Source organism: Ralstonia edaphi (genome assembly GCF_958350185.1).
GTDB lineage: Bacteria > Pseudomonadota > Gammaproteobacteria > Burkholderiales > Burkholderiaceae > Ralstonia > Ralstonia edaphi.
In genome coordinates this window covers 471403-486941 of the sequence record NZ_CATWHI010000004.1, presented here as the reverse complement: position 1 = coordinate 486941, position 15539 = coordinate 471403, and the positions used below count along the sequence as shown (strand labels likewise).

Genomic DNA, 15539 nt, shown 5'->3' with positions numbered 1-15539 from the left:
TCCAGAATGGGCGGCGGATGGGTTGCCGTATTTCAACAAGGCCGCGACAATTCCGGTTGATCCGGATCGCCACTTTCTTGATATGAAGCGCCAGCCGAAAGCTGCCTCCAAACGCGCCGGTTTGCACACGCGGGCGCGTATTGCCATCCTCCTGCCGCCGCGCCTGTTTGCCGGTTACGTGTTTCTGACCCAGGAGATGTTGCTGGTGGCCGGCACCATGCAGGCGCGCAGCGTGGATGTGATGGGCAGCCGGCTCTTCGATATCGATGTGTTGTCAGCCGATGGGGCGGCCGTCCGAAGCTTTGGCGATATGCCTGTGCCCGCCACCGCCGCGTTGACCGATGCGCCCTACGACGTCGTGATCGTGCCCGCACAGTTCGCCCCGGAGGCGACATTGGATGCGGAAGAAGCGCGCCTCGCCGAGTGGCTGCGCAGGCGCTATGAGGCTGGTGCCCTGGTGGTTGGCATGAACGCGGCGCCGCTGTTCGCCAAGGCTGGATTGCTGGATGGTTGTAGAGCGACGGGGCTGGCGAGCGAGCGCGCCTGGTTTGCACGGCATTTTCCCGACGTGCATTACACGCCCGACCGGCCGCTTGCGGTGGATGGCCGCATCATCACCGTCAGCGGCATCAACCCTGCCGTGGACGCCTGCGCGTACGTCATCGATCACTGCCGCGGGGCCGGCGCATCGCGGCGGATGCTGCGCACGGCGCTCACGCAATCCCTGCCGTCATACGAACACATGGCCGTGTGGACGGCTCAGTTCAAGCGCCACGGCGATGCGGCCATGCTGGCCATCCAGGACATCGTCGAACGGGAACTGGCAGCGCCCCCAACGCTGGCGGAGCTGGCCGCCCAGGCAGCGATGAGCGAGCGCAGCTTGACGCGCCGCTTTGCCGCCGCCACCGGCAGCAACCTGCGGCGCTACGTGGCGACGCTGCGGCTGGAACTGGCCGCGTTTCTGCTGCGAACGGGCCGCCAGCCGCTCGACCATATTGCCGATGAATGCGGCTACGGCAGCGTCAGCGCACTGAGTCGCGCGTTTTCTGCCGGCCGCGGTTGCAGTCCGCTGCAATACCGGGCGCAGCATCGCACCCGCTGAAGTTTCACGGACGCAGCAGATCGAAGCCGGCCAGCAACACCACACCCGAGAGCGCGGTCAGCGGCAGCGAATGTTGGCCAAAGTACAGCAACGCGGCGGCCAGCCAACTGGCCGCGAAGAAAGCGCTCATGCGGTTCATGATGTCACCTGATCGTTGTTGGGTGGGGAGCGGTGCGGCCGGCACATTTACGCGTGCTGGTAGCGGTATTCCTGGGTCTTGCCGCCGTAGCCGTAAGCTGCGGCGCGAACGTCCTGCACATAGATATAGCTCTCTTCGTGCAGATTGCCGAGCAGCTCGGCGAAAGCCGTGAACGCCGCGGCGATGTACTGCGCCTTCTCGGCCTTGGTATTCGTTTCGTCCGTCACCTTGATGTCGAAATAGACGCTGTTCTTGCCTTGTGCGGCCAGCGTCTGCCCGCCGACGATCCAGTCTTCCGGGTCGACATAGTCGATGGCAATGGCCGTGACCTTCGGGTCCTTGCCCAGGATGCGGGAGGTGAGTTCCAGCAAGGTGCTGGCAATCTTCTGCGTCATTTCTGCAGAACGTTTGGCGCTGACTTTGACGTTGAGGATGGGCATGATGGTTTCTCCTATTAGTTAGCAATGCAACTACATGGCCAAAAAAAATGGACGCTCATGTCAGGGTAGAGCGCACACCGCGGATCTTCGTCACGGTATCGGTGAATTCGGTACTGCCCAGCACGCGCTTCAACCTTGCGGTGACGGCGCCGCTGGCCTCGTTCAACGCCGCCCCGATCTTGACGGCTTCCGGCGTCGGGAAAATGGCGGTCTCGCGGCCGTCGGCTTCCGTCTTGCGACGTTCGATCAGGCCCTTGCTTTCCAGCCCATCCAGCGCGCGCGTTGCCGTGGGGCGCGTGACGGACATGGCTTCCGACAACTCGCTTTGCAGCATGCCAGGGCGGTCGACGATCGCACGGAGCATGAAGCCTTGCGGCGGCGTGAGATCGAACGGCGCAAAGGCGTCTGCCCAGACGCGGTCGAGCTTGCGGGCCAGGGCGGTGGTGTTGAAGTAGAGGCAGTGGTCGAACATGGTGAGGTGGATGGTAGGGGAGGATGGTTAGATATGCAACTTGTTTTTTTTGTGTTGGTGGTCCACCCCCCTTTCGTTCCCTGCCGGGACCGACTTACTTTTCTTTGTCTTGCCAAAGAAAAGTAAGCAAAAGAAAGGCGCGCCCGAGATGGCGAAGGATTCCTTGAATTTGCGTAACCGGGCGGAGGTGGGGAAAACTCGCTTCGCTCAGACAGTTCCCCACCTTTTTTCCGCCCGCTTACGAAAATTCAAGGCGCCATCAAGGGCTCAACGTCAAAGGAAAAAGGCCAACCCATCGTGCGGTTGGCCTTTTCGTTTGGGCCTGCGCCCCGAGGGTGTGGCTTTGTCCTTTGACTTTCCTGCCCTAGATGGCGCCTTGAATTTCTGTTGCAGGGAGGAAAAAGGAAGGGAAACTGTCTGAGCGAAGCGAGTTTTTCCCTTCCCCTCCCTGCGACATAAATTCAAGGAATCTTTCGCCATCTCGGGCGCGCATTTCTTTGCTTACTTTCTTTGGGCAAGACCAAAGAAAGTGAGTCAGCCCCGGCAGGGGATGAAACAAGGGGCGCACCAACAACACCAGAACAAAAACAAAAACAAAAACAAAAAAATCAAAAATAAACCGTAGCACTAGCCCTAACCGTCCGAGGCGCCCCCTGCACCAGAATGAACCCCCAACTCGGCAACCAGTACTTCTCATTCGTCAGGTTGTCGACGTTGAACCGCAGCGTCACCGGCTTGCCGCCCACCTTGGTCGAATACCGCGCCCCCACATCAAACGTGTGATACCCCGGCACGATGTTGCTGTTGTCCGCTTCAAGCGCCAAGTTGCCGACGTACTGGCCACCTGCCGACAGCACGAGCCCAGGCACCGGCGGCACGGCATATTCCACATAGGCCGTCGCCTTGAAGCGCGGTGAGCCGTAGGCGCGTTTGCCCAGCACCGAGGCATCGGACTCCGTGTTCTCCGAGTCCATGAACAGCACCCCGCCCAGCAGCGTCCAGTCCCGCGCGAGCTTGCCACGCGCGCTCAATTCGAGCCCGCGATAACGCGTCATGCCGTCTTGCGTATAGACTTTGTCCGGCCGCAGATACGCCAGCCCGCGCTGCACCTGGAACAGCGCCGCGCCGAATGTCCAGTCGTGGAGTTCCGCCTTGGCGCCCACTTCGATCTGCTTGCTCTTGAGCGGCCCGAATACCGTGCCCGCGTTGAGTGCGGTGATTGGTGCGGTGGCGCCGGCCTCCAGCGATTCCACATAGCTCGTGTACAGCGTCACCGGCTGCACGGGTTTGAACATGAGCGCCAGGGTGGGCGTGATCGGCTCGCGGGTGTATTTGGCCGAGGTGCTGCCGTCGGCGTTGTAGCCGGTCTGGTTGAAGCGCGTGTAGCGCAACCCGCCCAGCACCGACCAGTGCTCGTTGAACTTGGCCGTATCGCTCGCAAAGACGGACGTCTGGTCGATCCGGGATGTGCGAGCCAGACCGTCGGACGCGGGCACCCGCATCGGTGTCGCCCCGGACGACACGAACGCCGACGTGTCGTACAGGTTGCCCGTGCCGAGCAGCGTGGAAGCAAAGCCACCCGTGGCTTGCGTGAGACTCTGCCACGAGGTGCCGAAGACGAGTTCATGCTCGATCGGGCCTGTGCGCGCCTTGCCGTTGGCCATCACCTGCGCCTGGCTGTATTGGTAGCGCTGGTACGAGCTGTACTGCAGCTCGCTGAAGTTGCCCGCGTTGTCCGTCAGCTGGATCGCGCTGTCGGCATTGCCTCGGTTCTGCTGCGTGTAGCGATAGGCGGCGCGCACGTTCCAGTCCGGCGTGGCCGCCCAGTTCAGTTCGGTGCCGACGGATTTGATCTCGGTCTCGTAATACGACCCGCGCGACGACACGCGTTGGCTGCCGTCAATGGCGCGCGGCGTGCGCACGAACTCCGTGACCGGCACACCAAAGTCCTGGCCGGGGATGATGCCGTAGTAGGCGCCCTGTACGTTGCGCTGCATGTACAGGCCGTCAAACGACCACTGCAGATCGGGCGTGATGCGCGCATCAAGTGCGAGCGATGCGGAGTCGCGCTTGATATGGCCGCCGTCGACAAAGGTGTCGCCTTCTTCATGCACTACACCGAGGCGCGCGCCCAGGGCCTTGGTCGGGCCGAACCGTCCGCCGACATCGAGCGATTCCTTCAGCGTGCCGCCGCTGGTAAAGCCGAACGTGGCGCTGCCGCCAAAGGTGTTGGTCGGGCGTTTGGTCACGAAATTGGCGATGCCGCCCGGCGTGCCGAAGCCATACATGAAACCCGACAGGCCCTTGAGCAGTTCCACGCGTTCGAAGTGTTCGAGCGGCACATCGCTGCCCCAGTTGGGGACGGCCAGACCGTCGACCTTGTAACCCTCCAGCAGGTCGAGCTGCAGGCCGCGGATGGTGATGTTCGACGCCTCGCCGATGTAGCCGTCGTTGTTGGCGGTGACCGCCGGATCGCCCTTGAAAACCTCGCCGATGGTCTGTGCCTGACGGTTCTGGATCAGCTCCTGCGTGGCAACGTTGATGGTGAACGGCGTATCGAGCACGGCCTTGTCGCCCAGTGCGCCGGTGCTGGCCTGCTTCGCACCATAGGCCGCCGATTTGCCGGCGGTGACTTGCGTGGCGGGCAGGTCGACCTGCGTGGTGCTCTGCTGCGCGTAGGCTGATGCACCTGCGCCCATGGCGGCAAAAGCCACTGCGAGCCTGCGTACCAGCGGCGTTGGGCGAAGGCGGTTGATGGAACGGCGTGAAGCGGGTGGTAAAGCAGCGGCTCGCATGATCAAGCTCCCCTGAATCAATGTTGTGTGCAGGCGTGCGCAGTCGCGTGCGTGCCGGCGAGCGGCATGCGCGAGTCCTGTGCGGGTGGTTGTGGTTTCTTGGTGGCGGCGTGTAGAGCTACGGCTCTCTGGCGACGCTCGGATGCAGGTCGTTGCCGACGCGCGATTCGCGCACCGGCATGGCCCAGACGGAATCGGCCGCACCGTGGCGCGCCCGGCGCAGCGTCGCACGCGCAAGGCCGACAAAGCCGCACGCGAGCGCCAGTGCGCCCAGGTCGAAGCCGGCCACCATCCAGTCGCCACGCGCCATCGTGCGCAGCAGGTGGTCGCCAGTCACGACGGCGTTGGTGACGGGGGCAAGCACCGCCGCGATGGCGGCAGCGCTTAGCAGTTCGACGGCGCCGCGCGCTGGTGGCCGCAGCATCGCCCAGGCCATCGCCGCGAAGAACACGGTGTAGTACGTCACGCCCGCCGAGCGCTCCGGCCACAGCAGCGCCGCTGGGAACGTCGCCATCACGCCGACGCAGCATCCGACGCACACGCCCACCGTGGCGCGGGCCAGCAGTTGATGCAGACGCGGTTGTTCTGCCTTGCGCTGCTTGCGGCGCGATTCGATCCACAGCAGGTTGCCCGAGTAGAAGACGAAGGCCCCTGCCAGGCCCATCACCAGATAGGCGAGACGCAAGGCGATGTCGCCGTAAGTACCGAAGTGCAAGCCGTAGACGAGGCTGTAGAGGGCGTGATTGGTGTCGCGCGCATCGGGCGTCTGGTTGCCGACGAGCTTGCCGCTGTTGGGCTGGTCGGCCGCTGCGTGAATTGCCACCGAGCCGTAGTCGCCGACCGCGCGCGTGCTGCTGCCGCGTAGTTCCGCCACGGCATTCGCATCGCCAATCTGCTGGTAGTGGATCGACTTGACGGTGAAGTTGGGGGCGGCCGCCTCGCGTGCCCGGGCCAGCAGCTGCTCGGCCGGCAGCATGGGCGCGGCGCGCTTGGCGGCCACCACCGTGCCCGCCGCCGTGGTTACACGCGGCACTGCGTCGAACAGCTTGCCGTTGAGCGCCACGGTGTTGAACACGGTCATCAGCACGATGCTCAGACACAGCACCGGCGCGGTGATCGCAAAGATCAGGTGGAAGGGCAGGCTGAACAGCCCGAGCACGTTGTGCATGTCCATCCAGAAGCGCTTGAGATTGCGCCCCGGGCGTACGGCCAGCAGATCCTTCTTCAGGCGCGGCAGGTGCAGCAGCACGCCCGAAATGAGCGCCACGCCGTAGAGCACCGAGATCACGCCCATGAAGTACATGCCTGGCTCCTCCAGCCCCAGCGAGTAGTGCAGCCGGTTCAGGAAATTGGCCAGCTCGCCCTTGGAGGGTTCGATCGACAGGTCTTTCGGCGAGGTCTTGCCGGCCGCCAGCCCACTGCCGGTCGTCATTTGCCAATCGCCCTTGCTGTTCTGCCAATACGCCGAGAATTCCGGTTCGCCCTCGTTCGGGAAGATGACGTACGCGCTTGCGGCAGCGGCCGGATGCGTGCGCACCAGCGTGTTCACGAAGCGGTCGATATCGGCAGGGCTGGTGGCAACCGCCGCACGCTCGGCGCGCAGGGGGTTCTGCCACGCATGCAGCTCTTCATGGAATACGGTGAGCGCACCGGCAAAGAACGCGATGAACAGCGCCCAGCCCGCCATCAGGCCCACCCAGGTATGCAGCGTCTGATACAGACGTAAGGTCGTCGATTTCATGGCGAGGTCAGGTCACCATCAGGCGCGGCAGCCACAGCACGCCGAATGACACGGCATTGACGGCCGCGAGCACGCCCCACGCGCGGGCGCTGGTCGGAAACAACGCGCTCACGCTGATGATCACCGCCCACAGCGGCAGGCAGACGAGCAGTGCCCCGATGACACCGCTTTCCCAGCCGCCCGGCAGCCACAGGATCGCCAGCGTGCACAGCGCAATGGACAGCGGCAGCCCCAGCACGGCACCGGCCAGCCACTTGGTGCCCATGCCGCTCATGACGGCGTCTCGCTGCTTGCGCGCCGTTGTTGCATCCACGCGCCCAACATGGGCCACAGCGACAAGGCCCCCGTGACCACCAGCGCCACGGCGATGACCGCCCCCGGCCAGCCCAGCACGTCGCTCCACAGCACCACGGCAATGACCGCCAATGCAGCAGCAACGCTACACAGCACGCGCCCGCGCAGGCGCGAGGCGGGCGCAAGCAGCAGCACTTGGTTGGGCGCGGCCGCATACAGGCAGCCGGCGGCCAGCAGCCCAAGGAGAAGGGCAATACCGTGCATGGCAGTCTTCAATTCAATTAAGAACGCAAATGATAATGATTCTTATTAAATTGCACAAGCAGACGCAGTTGCGCGTTGCAGTTGGGGGAATTGATGGACTGGGGGAGGGGGCGGGCGCTACCGCAGCCGGACCTCCCTACTGCAGGTTGCCCCAGCGCGGCACGGCGGGCTCGGCGTTGGCCCACTGCCATGTGCTGCCGTTCTGGCACGCGTAAATCGTATAACCAGCGCCGGGCGCGTTCTTGGGCGCGAGCGCTTCCTGAACGGTCAGCACCGCTTCGCGGCACGTGGCCAGCGGCGTCGTGAACGTGCGCACGAGCACGACCTGGCCGTGCGCCTTGGTGAAGCCCATCATGCGTTCGAGCGACCAGTTGAGCGAAGGCGTGCTGTCGCTCAACCGCCCGACGGCCATGGCCAGCGCATCCTGCTCGCTGGCGGCCCATTTGCGCGTCGCATATTTGATCGACGCATCGGTCGCGGCGTTGACCGACACCGCCACGCCATAGGCCACCGCCGGGTTGCCCGTGACTGTGCCGGTGGCCACGCCCGCTGCGGCGCCGGTCAACGGCCCGACCGACGAGCAGCCGGCCATCAAGCCAGCCATCAGGCCCGCACACGCTGTGACAAGCCAGCGCGCGCGGCTCATTGCAGCGATCCCCATCGCGCCGTGGCCGGTTCTGCCGTCGCCCACTTCCATTGCTTGCCGTCATGGCAGATCGACGCGACGAAGAAGTCGACCTTCGCCGCGCCGTCTTCAACGCCGTCCACGGTGAAGAGGATTTCCTTGCAGTTGACCAGCGGCCCGTTGATCGAACGCGTGACCACCACGCGGCCGTGCTCGTCGGGCTCCAGGGGAATGCGGTGCTTGATCTGCCAGTTGCCGACGGTGTTGTCGGCCAGCGCCCCGGCGATCTGCGCGATGTGGTCTTGGGTTTCGGTGTGGACCACGCGTTGGCTGTGCTGCAACGCGGCCCGTGCGCCGGCTTGTACGCCCAAGCCGATGCCGGTGGCCACGGCCGCGTTGTCGGTCACCTTGGCGGCGAGGGCCGCACCGCCGATACCGGCCGCGGCGGTCGTGCCTTCCGACATCAGCGAACTGCAGCCGCTGAGTGCCAACGTGCTCAGGGCGAGCGCGCTGCCCAGCATCCGGGCAGATGCGAACCGTGGTGTGCGCATGTGTGGACTTCCAAATCTGCAACAGAGCGAATTCTAAAGGACGCTGCGGCCCGCAAACGGCGATGCGGCGCGGTTTCTCACAATTGTTTTGAGTTGTGCCGCGCGCACCATCCAGCCTCCTGTCAGCGAGGCACACAGTCTTTTTGCTGGCTTGAATCGATATCGTCCGACATGGAATCGCTTGACATGTGCATATGCACTGATAAACTGCAGCGCATGTCGCAGTTACCTGAAACCCCCAAGTGCACCGCGCTCGCCGTCCGTCAGGCGGCGCGTTATGTTACGCAGCTTTACGACCGCCATCTGGGCGAGGTCGGACTGACGTCGTCGCAGTTTTCGGTGCTCGTCGCAATTGCCACGGCCGCCGCTGAACCGACGATGGCGTCGGTGGCCGAAGCCTTGGTGATGGATCGAACCACCCTCGTGCGCGCCCTGCAACCGATGCAGCGCGATGGTTTGCTCGTCCAGAAGGCCGCATCCACAGGTCGTGCGACGGCGTTGCATCTGACGCCGAGGGGACTGGCGCTGCTCAAAGCCGCCGAGACGCATTGGCGGGCGGCTCAGCAGGAGATTGACGACAAATTCGGGGCGGACCGGGCCAGCGCGCTTCGCGAAGCCCTGTTTGCCCTCACCACGACTTGAACCCGCGCCGGGCAACGGCGCATTTTTTTGCAGTAAAACTGTGCATATGCACATATGGAGATCGACATGGATATCAAAGGCAAGACCATTCTTGTGACGGGCGCCAATCGTGGCTTGGGACGGCAGTTCACGCAGGCGCTGCTGGCCGCCGGTGCGGCCAAGGTCTATGCGGGTGCCCGCGACCCGCAGTCCGTCACGCAGCCGGGCGTAGAGGCCGTGCGCCTCGATGTGACCGACGCGGAGTCGATCACCGCCGCAGCAGCAGCGCTGACTGACGTTGATGTGGTCATCAATAACGCAGGCATCATGCAGCCGGCATCCTTGCTTGCCTCCGGCGACATCGGCGCGATCCACAGGATCTTCGACGTGAACGTGTGGGGCCTGCTGGCTGTCACGCAGGCGTTTGCGCCGGTGCTCAAGCGCAATGGCGGCGGCGTCGTTGTGAACGTGCTGTCGGTGCTGAGCTGGGTGGCGCTGCCGGGTAGCGGGGCCTACAGCGCATCGAAAGCCGCGGCCTGGGCGCTCACCAATGGCTTGCGGCACGAGCTGCGTAGCCAGGGGACGCGCGTGGTGGGCGTGCACCCGGCCTACATCGATACCGACATGACGGCCGGCGTGGCTGCACCGAAGTCGACGCCTGAGCAGGTCGTTGCTGAAGTGCTGCGCGCACTGGCGGACGGCCGCGACGAGGTGCTCGTCGATGACGTTGGCCGCAACGTGAAGCAATCGCTTTCGAGCGAAGCGCCCGCTTACCTGGCGGCCTGATCGGTGATGTGCAGGGCGGGGCGTTCGGTCTCGCCGCACATCTGCCGTCGATAGCGCTCCGGCGAAAAACCCACCTGCTTGCGGAACATCGCAATGAACGCCGACGGTGCTCCGTAGCCGAGCGCGAGCGCAATGTCCTGCACCGATCGATCTTCCTTGAGCCAGACCAGCGCCCGCAGCAGGCGCACGCGGTTGCGCCATTGCACGAAGCTCATGCCGAGTTCGGTCTGGAAGCGGCGCGCAAGGGTGCGCTCGGTGCTGTGCACGCGCTCCGCCCATTGCTGCAGCGTGGTGGTGTCGGCCGGGTCCAGGCGGATGGCTTGCAGGATGGGTTCGAGCTGGCGATCGGTGCTGTCGGGCAGGTAGCTGTCGGCGTGGCCGGCGCGCACCAGCGTTTCGACCAGCAACTCGAACTGGCGCAAGTCCCATTCGTCGGCCATGGCGGTGACGCGGCGCGTGGCGAAGTCTTCGAACAGCGCACGCACCAGCGGCGTCTGCGGAATCAGGCAGGCCATGGGCGGTAGCCGCTGCGCAAGCGGCTCGGCCATGTACACCGAGAGGAAATCCGTCGCCTGCCGGATCGATGCCGAATGCGGCTGGTTGGCTGGCACCCAGATCACGTATTCCGCAGGCGCCGTCAGCCGGCGGCCATCGACCGCCACCTCCATCAACCCGAGGCTGATGCGGTTGATCTGGCCCCACGGGTGCGTGTGCGGCTCGATATCGGTTTCCGGCTCGAAATGGTCGTAGCGAAAGTAGAACGGAGCGCCCTTGGGCACCCGTAGATCGGCTTCGCGGTAGGCGGTGTACGGGGTGTCGGCCACGGTTGTCGCGTTCGAGGGGGGATGTTGTCTGGTTTGCAGTATATGTTTTGAACCGGACATTACTACACTGCGGTCTTCCAGTGCTCGAGGAGGCCGCTGTGCCTGTGCTGTATCCCTTGCTGGCGGTGCTGATCTGGGCCGCCAACACAATCGTGTCGAAAGCCGCGGCCGGCGTGGTGGACCCGGCGGCCATTTCGTTCTACCGGTGGTTGCTGGCGGCTGTCGTGCTTACGCCGTTCTGCGCGCGACCGCTGTGGCGCCAGCGTGGGGCTGTGCTGGCGCAGTGGCGTCCCTTTGCGGTGCTCGCACTGCTCGGCATGGTGATGTACCAATGCCTGGCGTATTACGCCGCGCACAGCACGAGCGCGACCAACATGGGCGTGATCGGCGCGCTGGTCCCGATGCTGGGCCTGATCCTGAACGTGGGGGTATTTCGCCAGCCTGTCGGCGCGCAGGCGGTGACGGGCGTGGTGGTGTCGCTCCTGGGCGTGCTGTATCTGCTGGGGCGCGGCGAGCCGGCCAACCTGTTCGATGGCGGCATCAACCACGGCGACGTGCTCGTGCTTGCCGGCGCCACGGCATATGCGCTCTACAACATCCTCTATCGCCGTTGGGCGCTCCCGTTCGGGCAGTGGCTCAACCTGTACGTGCAGGTGCTGATGGCCGTCGTGATGCTCGTGCCGCTGGCCATGACGGCGCATACCCTGGCCGTGCCGGCCAAGGGCATCGGGCTGGTGGTCTATGCGGGCATCGCCTCGTCGATCGCCGCGTCGTATCTGTGGATGCAAGGGCTCAAGCGCATCGGCAGCGAGCGTACGGCCGTGTTGATGAACCTGATGCCGGTCTTCACGGCCGGCATGGCTGCCGTGATGCTGGGTGAAACGGTGCACGGCTATCACTGGATCGGCGGCGGTCTCGTTCTGCTCGGCGTGAGCCTGGCGCAAGGCATCGTCCGGCTGCCGATTGGCCGTTCGGGACTGAGTGCCCGTTAGTTTTTTTCGGCCGCGCCGCGTGGGGGTTGGCGGTAAAATCGAACACATTGACGGGCGCGTGATGGCGCCCGTTCCGTGTTCCAGAACCACTCTCGCCAGACCATCGTCAGACCATGAAGCGCAACGCCGGAGCCGTCACTGTCGATGATGTTGCCGCGCATGCGGGCGTGTCCATCAAGACCGTCTCGCGCGTGCTGAATCACGAGCCCAACATCAGCGAGAAGACGCGTGCGAAGGTGGTCGAGGCGATGCAGGCGCTCGACTACCGGCCCAATCCAGCTGCGCGGCGATTGGCCAGCAAGCGCGCCGACATCATCGCGCTCGTCTACGACAACCCCTCCGACAACTACATCGTCAACATCCAGCACGGCGCGCTCGAAGCCTGCCAGGCGCTCGATTACAGCCTGCTGCTCACGCCGTGCAACTACCGCGATCCGAACCTCGCCGACCAGATCATCCAGAGTGCGCGCCAGCGTGCCCTGGCCGGCATCATCCTGACGCCGCCGGTGTCGGACGTGCCGTCGCTGATCACGGCGCTGGATGAAGCCGGCATCGACTACGTGCGCCTGGCCCCTGCCGATCGCGAGCACAAGGGGTTGTCCGTCAACACCGAAGACCGCGCCGCCGCGCGCGACATGACGCTGCACCTGATCGGGCTCGGCCATCGCCGCATCGGCTTCGTGGTGTGCGATCCCGCCCACGGAGCGGCGTATCAGCGGGTATTCGGCTATCGCGATGCGATGGCGCAGGCCGGTATCGAAGTCGACGAACGGCTGGTCGAGCAGGGCGAGCACTCGTTCGAATCGGGCGTAGCCTGCGCTGAGCGGCTGCTCTCCTGCGAGCCGCGCCCGACCGCCATCTTTGCCGGCAACGACGACATGGCCGCCGGCGTGCTGCGCGTGGCGCAGGCGCGGGGCATCAAGGTGCCCGAGGAACTCTCCATTTGCGGCTACGACGACACGCCGCTCTCACGCCAGCTCTGGCCGGCCCTCACCACGGTGCGCCAGCCGATCCAGGCGATGGCGCATGCGGCTGTGGAACAGCTCATCGCAATTCATCGCCCGCACCTGCCGGGGCTGAAGCCGCATTCGGTGCACGAGAATTTGCAGTATGAGCTGGTGATTCGGGAATCGACTTGTGCGCCGGCGGCGCGTTGAGTTGTAAAGCAATTTGCTGAGAAATACATTTGGCGGCTGCCCGCAAGAGGCGCATTGCGTAGCGGCTCAACACGTTAAATCAAAAATAAAGGAAGCGACGGTTCTGCCATGAGCCGCTTCGGGGCGCCAGCAATCCAGGGTCAAGTGTTACGTTGTGTGGAAAATCGATATTAATGTGTGTTGCCCCGCCAGCGTGACGTACAAATTGACATTTCTAGGTCCCGGTCGCTGGTATAACCACGCGACTTGTCGTGCAGGCGCGTTTTCGTCCCAATCGCCTACTGTTTGAGAGCAGCACTCATCGCTAGCTGTCACTTATTAAATGGCGAAATTGGGCGGGTCCGAATTGCACCGCGATTTCCAATGATGCTGAAGTATGAAAGGGGAAGAGAGGGATGGGAGCGTCAACTGCTAAAGGTACCGATTCAGGGGGAAGAATAGAAGACGAGCTGCTTGACCTATCAATGTTGCTCCAGCGCGTCTGGCAATTGCGTCGGCAAGTTTTATCGCTTGTAGTTGTCTTTGCAGCGCTCATTTTTGCAGCTGTGTTTTGGACGAAATGCCAGTATCCCAGTGAGGGGTTCCTGCGCGCCCCGCGTAAATTCGCGGAATACAACGCTCACAAGGCGGCGCTCTGGGATAGGGAAACACTTCGTAGCTATCTCAGAGTAAATAAAAAGCTCGACGACCAAAATGGTCGCTATTTGCTGGATGCACTGAACGAGCGTTTTGTGCAGAGCCATTTGAAGGCAGTCCAACCGTTGTCGAAAGACGATTTGCGGTACATCGCAGATGCGAAGGGCGCGCCTGAGGCTGCGGGTATCCTTGGCTTTTCGATCTCTTTCTCTGATAGATCTCCTGAGAATGCGCAAGCGCGCGTGGAGTTGATGGGCAACTACGTCAAGGACACCATGCTCGGTGAGGATCTTCGTGATGCGATCTACATCAAAGCCGGCGAGGCTAAGGCCAAGAAACAGATTATTGATAACCAAATCATTCAGAAGCGGCTCGCACTGGAGCAAGCCCTCAGGCGGCTCGGCGCAGCTAGGGCTATCGCGAACAGATACCCCGAAGCCTCGAAGATGGAGTCACGACAGTTGCTCTCAACCGGCAATGACAAAGATTCGTCGCGCTACTTGTCTCCAATGGCGCAGCTTGTTGGAACGGAGACGGAGATAGCGGAGTTGAGATCGCAGCTTGCGTTGCTTGAGCGCGATGCCGAACAAAATGCTCTGCGCAATGAATTCTATGGGCGCGTTGAGCAACGTAGCAGGCAAGTGGAGACAGGTATAGCGCTACTGGGAGAGTTTTTGAAAACAGGCCAGGACGTTTTCAAGGATCAAAACCTCGAGGACGACAAGACGCGCGAGGTGTACAACCAGATCATGCTAGTCGCCGAGCAAATGCAAAACAAGCATGTCACGGAGACGCGATTCGTGTCCGGACCCACGCTTGCGGAGAATCGTTCGGGCCCAACGCTACTGGTTCTGGCGTTGTTGTCCCTGGTGGGCGGGACGGTGTTGGCTATTACGATGGTGTTGTTGTTCGACAAGGCTCGCCCATCCGACGTGCGCGGCGGGGCCGAAGAGGCAGCCCTTGCAGATAAAGGGACACAGGACGATACAGTCCGGCCGGTCCAGGCAGCTTGAAGTCAAGTGGTGCGTATGAAAAAGCCCGGCCATGTGTGCCGGGTTTTTTGCGCGCCTTACTGCGGCTGTTGGATCAACCCATACAAATCATCCTGCGGCTCATACCCCAGCAACTCGCGCCCAGTCTCCAGACCCCAATCCATTCCCTGGTTGTTCGACACGCCGTTCACGACGATGGCCGGCGCTGGCCAGCGTGCCGGGTCGGCCGTGACGGAGCAGAGGAACAGCCGGCGCAGATCCCCATTCGAGAGCCACATGTTGCGGAACCAGCGCAGTGCGACGCGGCTGGCTTCGTCGGGCAGCTCGGTCGGCACGGGCGTGCCGGCGGTGCCGGAATAGTTGATGTCATTGGGGTCGTTCTCGTCGGGCAGCGCCCAGCCGATGCGCAGCGACACGATCGACAGCTTGCCGCCATTGGCCTTCGAGACGGCGCCCACAGCGTTGCACAGACGTTCGCCCATTGCCTTGGAGGTTCCATAGGCGAGCGAGTAGACGTCTTCGGTGCCGTTATTCCAGCGCGTGCCCGGCGCGGGGGGCAGCTCGGCGGTGAGTTTGCCGGGGCCGATGGTGCCGGCCAGGGGTTGGTCCTTGTACGCGCCCATCGCGTGGTTGGACGACGCAAACACGAAGCGGCGCACACCGTGCGTAGCCGCGGCCTGCAGCACGTTGAGCGTCATGCCGTAAGAGGCCAGCGCCTGTTCCCACGTTGCGTCTGGCGTGGAGTGGATGGCGGCCAGGTGGATGACCGCATCGACGTTGCCGAGCAGCTCAGTCCATGCGCCATCGGCTTGCGTGAGGTCGGCCTTGACCCATTGGAAACGTTGGGCCGCTTGCGGGGAGAACTCGACGTTCTGTTCAACCCAGTCGACGCCGATGATGGACGTGCACCACGGGGCGGAGGCCAGTGCCTCGACGACCTTGCGGCCCAGGTTGCCGGCGACGCCGGTCACAAGAACGCGAGCAGGGGTTTGGTAGTCAGCCACGATGTCGGATTCTGTTCGGGATGAGAAAAAGGAAGGGGCGACCGGCGGCTGGCGCTGCTACACCATCGCGCGCCGCCGTATCGTTCCAGATCAGGAAGGGGGCC

17 protein-coding genes are annotated in these 15539 nt (G+C 63.5%); 6 read left to right on the top strand and 11 right to left on the bottom strand.

Annotated features, from left to right (window positions below; all coding sequences use genetic code 11):
• The first annotated feature begins 82 nt into the window (after window positions 1-82).
• A complete protein-coding gene (locus R2669_RS17070; protein ID WP_316901492.1) occupies window positions 83-1102 on the top strand; it encodes a GlxA family transcriptional regulator in 1020 nt (339 codons plus the stop codon).
• A gap of 4 nt (window positions 1103-1106) precedes the next feature.
• On the opposite strand, the gene R2669_RS17065 is transcribed toward R2669_RS17070, so the two are convergent.
• The 9 genes from R2669_RS17065 to R2669_RS17025 form a co-directional block, all read right to left on the bottom strand.
• Window positions 1107-1241: a hypothetical protein gene (locus R2669_RS17065; RefSeq protein WP_004632518.1), complete on the bottom strand. Its 135-nt coding sequence runs from the start codon at window positions 1239-1241 to the stop codon at window positions 1107-1109.
• A gap of 47 nt (window positions 1242-1288) precedes the next feature.
• Window positions 1289-1681: a tautomerase family protein gene (locus tag R2669_RS17060; RefSeq protein WP_316890480.1), complete on the bottom strand. Its 393-nt coding sequence runs from the start codon at window positions 1679-1681 to the stop codon at window positions 1289-1291.
• A gap of 55 nt (window positions 1682-1736) precedes the next feature.
• Window positions 1737-2153, bottom strand: a complete 417-nt coding sequence (locus R2669_RS17055) for a MarR family winged helix-turn-helix transcriptional regulator (protein ID WP_027679670.1) — start codon at window positions 2151-2153, stop codon at window positions 1737-1739.
• Between the two features lie 608 nt (window positions 2154-2761).
• Complete coding sequence (locus tag R2669_RS17050; RefSeq protein WP_316901394.1) at window positions 2762-4867, bottom strand: TonB-dependent siderophore receptor; 2106 nt, start codon at window positions 4865-4867, stop codon at window positions 2762-2764.
• A gap of 199 nt (window positions 4868-5066) precedes the next feature.
• Window positions 5067-6689, bottom strand: coding sequence for a PepSY-associated TM helix domain-containing protein (locus tag R2669_RS17045; protein WP_316901392.1), 1623 nt, complete (start codon window positions 6687-6689; stop codon window positions 5067-5069).
• Between the two features lie 7 nt (window positions 6690-6696).
• On the bottom strand, window positions 6697-6963 hold the full coding sequence (locus R2669_RS17040) for a hypothetical protein (RefSeq protein ID WP_316901390.1): 267 nt from the start codon (window positions 6961-6963) through the stop codon (window positions 6697-6699).
• Window positions 6960-7247 (bottom strand): hypothetical protein, encoded by a 288-nt coding sequence (locus tag R2669_RS17035; RefSeq protein WP_316901388.1) that lies wholly within the window; start codon window positions 7245-7247, stop codon window positions 6960-6962. Before R2669_RS17035 ends, R2669_RS17040 begins: the two co-directional genes overlap by 4 nt.
• Window positions 7248-7383: 136 nt before the next feature.
• On the bottom strand, window positions 7384-7893 hold the full coding sequence (locus R2669_RS17030) for a hypothetical protein (RefSeq protein ID WP_316901386.1): 510 nt from the start codon (window positions 7891-7893) through the stop codon (window positions 7384-7386).
• On the bottom strand, window positions 7890-8423 hold the full coding sequence (locus R2669_RS17025) for a hypothetical protein (RefSeq protein WP_428984280.1): 534 nt from the start codon (window positions 8421-8423) through the stop codon (window positions 7890-7892). The genes R2669_RS17030 and R2669_RS17025 overlap by 4 nt, the downstream gene beginning before the upstream one ends.
• Before the next feature lie 216 nt (window positions 8424-8639).
• On the opposite strand from R2669_RS17025, the gene R2669_RS17020 reads away from it, so the two are divergent.
• Together R2669_RS17020 and R2669_RS17015 are read left to right on the top strand one after the other, a co-directional pair.
• Window positions 8640-9065: a MarR family winged helix-turn-helix transcriptional regulator gene (locus tag R2669_RS17020; protein ID WP_147218541.1), complete on the top strand. Its 426-nt coding sequence runs from the start codon at window positions 8640-8642 to the stop codon at window positions 9063-9065.
• A gap of 66 nt (window positions 9066-9131) precedes the next feature.
• Window positions 9132-9830 (top strand): SDR family oxidoreductase, encoded by a 699-nt coding sequence (locus R2669_RS17015; protein ID WP_316901385.1) that lies wholly within the window; start codon window positions 9132-9134, stop codon window positions 9828-9830.
• Here the strand turns inward: R2669_RS17015 and R2669_RS17010 are convergent.
• The gene (locus tag R2669_RS17010) at window positions 9815-10654 is read right to left on the bottom strand and encodes an AraC family transcriptional regulator (protein ID WP_316901383.1); all 840 of its coding nucleotides are present in this window, start codon (window positions 10652-10654) and stop codon (window positions 9815-9817) included. The two genes, R2669_RS17015 and R2669_RS17010, sit on opposite strands and share 16 nt — an antisense overlap.
• 98 nt (window positions 10655-10752) lie before the next feature.
• Between R2669_RS17010 and R2669_RS17005 the strand changes: the two genes are divergently transcribed.
• From R2669_RS17005 to R2669_RS16995, 3 genes are all read left to right on the top strand, one after another.
• Window positions 10753-11646, top strand: a complete 894-nt coding sequence (locus tag R2669_RS17005; protein ID WP_316901381.1) for a DMT family transporter — start codon at window positions 10753-10755, stop codon at window positions 11644-11646.
• Between the two features lie 113 nt (window positions 11647-11759).
• A complete protein-coding gene (locus tag R2669_RS17000) occupies window positions 11760-12803 on the top strand; it encodes a LacI family DNA-binding transcriptional regulator (protein ID WP_316901378.1) in 1044 nt (347 codons plus the stop codon).
• Between the two features lie 464 nt (window positions 12804-13267).
• Entirely contained in the window at window positions 13268-14452 is a 1185-nt protein-coding gene (locus tag R2669_RS16995; protein ID WP_316901376.1) for a hypothetical protein, read from the top strand.
• Between the two features lie 56 nt (window positions 14453-14508).
• Here R2669_RS16995 and R2669_RS16990 read toward each other — a convergent pair whose 3' ends face one another.
• The gene (locus R2669_RS16990) at window positions 14509-15435 is read right to left on the bottom strand and encodes an NAD-dependent epimerase/dehydratase family protein (protein ID WP_316890495.1); all 927 of its coding nucleotides are present in this window, start codon (window positions 15433-15435) and stop codon (window positions 14509-14511) included.
• Window positions 15436-15539: the final 104 nt, after the last annotated feature.

Excerpts from the sequence above, each read along its gene's own strand:
- R2669_RS17060 (WP_316890480.1), bottom strand. The coding sequence starts at position 1,681 with ATGCCCATCCTCAACGTCAAAGTCAGCGCCAAACGTTCTGCAGAAATG.
- R2669_RS17030 (WP_316901386.1), bottom strand. The coding sequence starts at position 7,893 with ATGAGCCGCGCGCGCTGGCTTGTCACAGCGTGTGCGGGCCTGATGGCT.
- R2669_RS17040 (WP_316901390.1), bottom strand. The coding sequence starts at position 6,963 with ATGAGCGGCATGGGCACCAAGTGGCTGGCCGGTGCCGTGCTGGGGCTG.
- R2669_RS17000 (WP_316901378.1), top strand. The coding sequence starts at position 11,760 with ATGAAGCGCAACGCCGGAGCCGTCACTGTCGATGATGTTGCCGCGCAT.
- R2669_RS17045 (WP_316901392.1), bottom strand. The coding sequence starts at position 6,689 with ATGAAATCGACGACCTTACGTCTGTATCAGACGCTGCATACCTGGGTG.
- R2669_RS17035 (WP_316901388.1), bottom strand. The coding sequence starts at position 7,247 with ATGCACGGTATTGCCCTTCTCCTTGGGCTGCTGGCCGCCGGCTGCCTG.
- R2669_RS17055 (WP_027679670.1), bottom strand. The coding sequence starts at position 2,153 with ATGTTCGACCACTGCCTCTACTTCAACACCACCGCCCTGGCCCGCAAG.
- R2669_RS17015 (WP_316901385.1), top strand. The coding sequence starts at position 9,132 with ATGGATATCAAAGGCAAGACCATTCTTGTGACGGGCGCCAATCGTGGC.
- R2669_RS16995 (WP_316901376.1), top strand. The coding sequence starts at position 13,268 with ATGTTGCTCCAGCGCGTCTGGCAATTGCGTCGGCAAGTTTTATCGCTT.
- R2669_RS17025 (WP_428984280.1), bottom strand. The coding sequence starts at position 8,423 with ATGCGCACACCACGGTTCGCATCTGCCCGGATGCTGGGCAGCGCGCTC.
- R2669_RS17070 (WP_316901492.1), top strand. The coding sequence starts at position 83 with ATGAAGCGCCAGCCGAAAGCTGCCTCCAAACGCGCCGGTTTGCACACG.
- R2669_RS17020 (WP_147218541.1), top strand. The coding sequence starts at position 8,640 with ATGTCGCAGTTACCTGAAACCCCCAAGTGCACCGCGCTCGCCGTCCGT.
- R2669_RS17065 (WP_004632518.1), bottom strand. The coding sequence starts at position 1,241 with ATGAACCGCATGAGCGCTTTCTTCGCGGCCAGTTGGCTGGCCGCCGCG.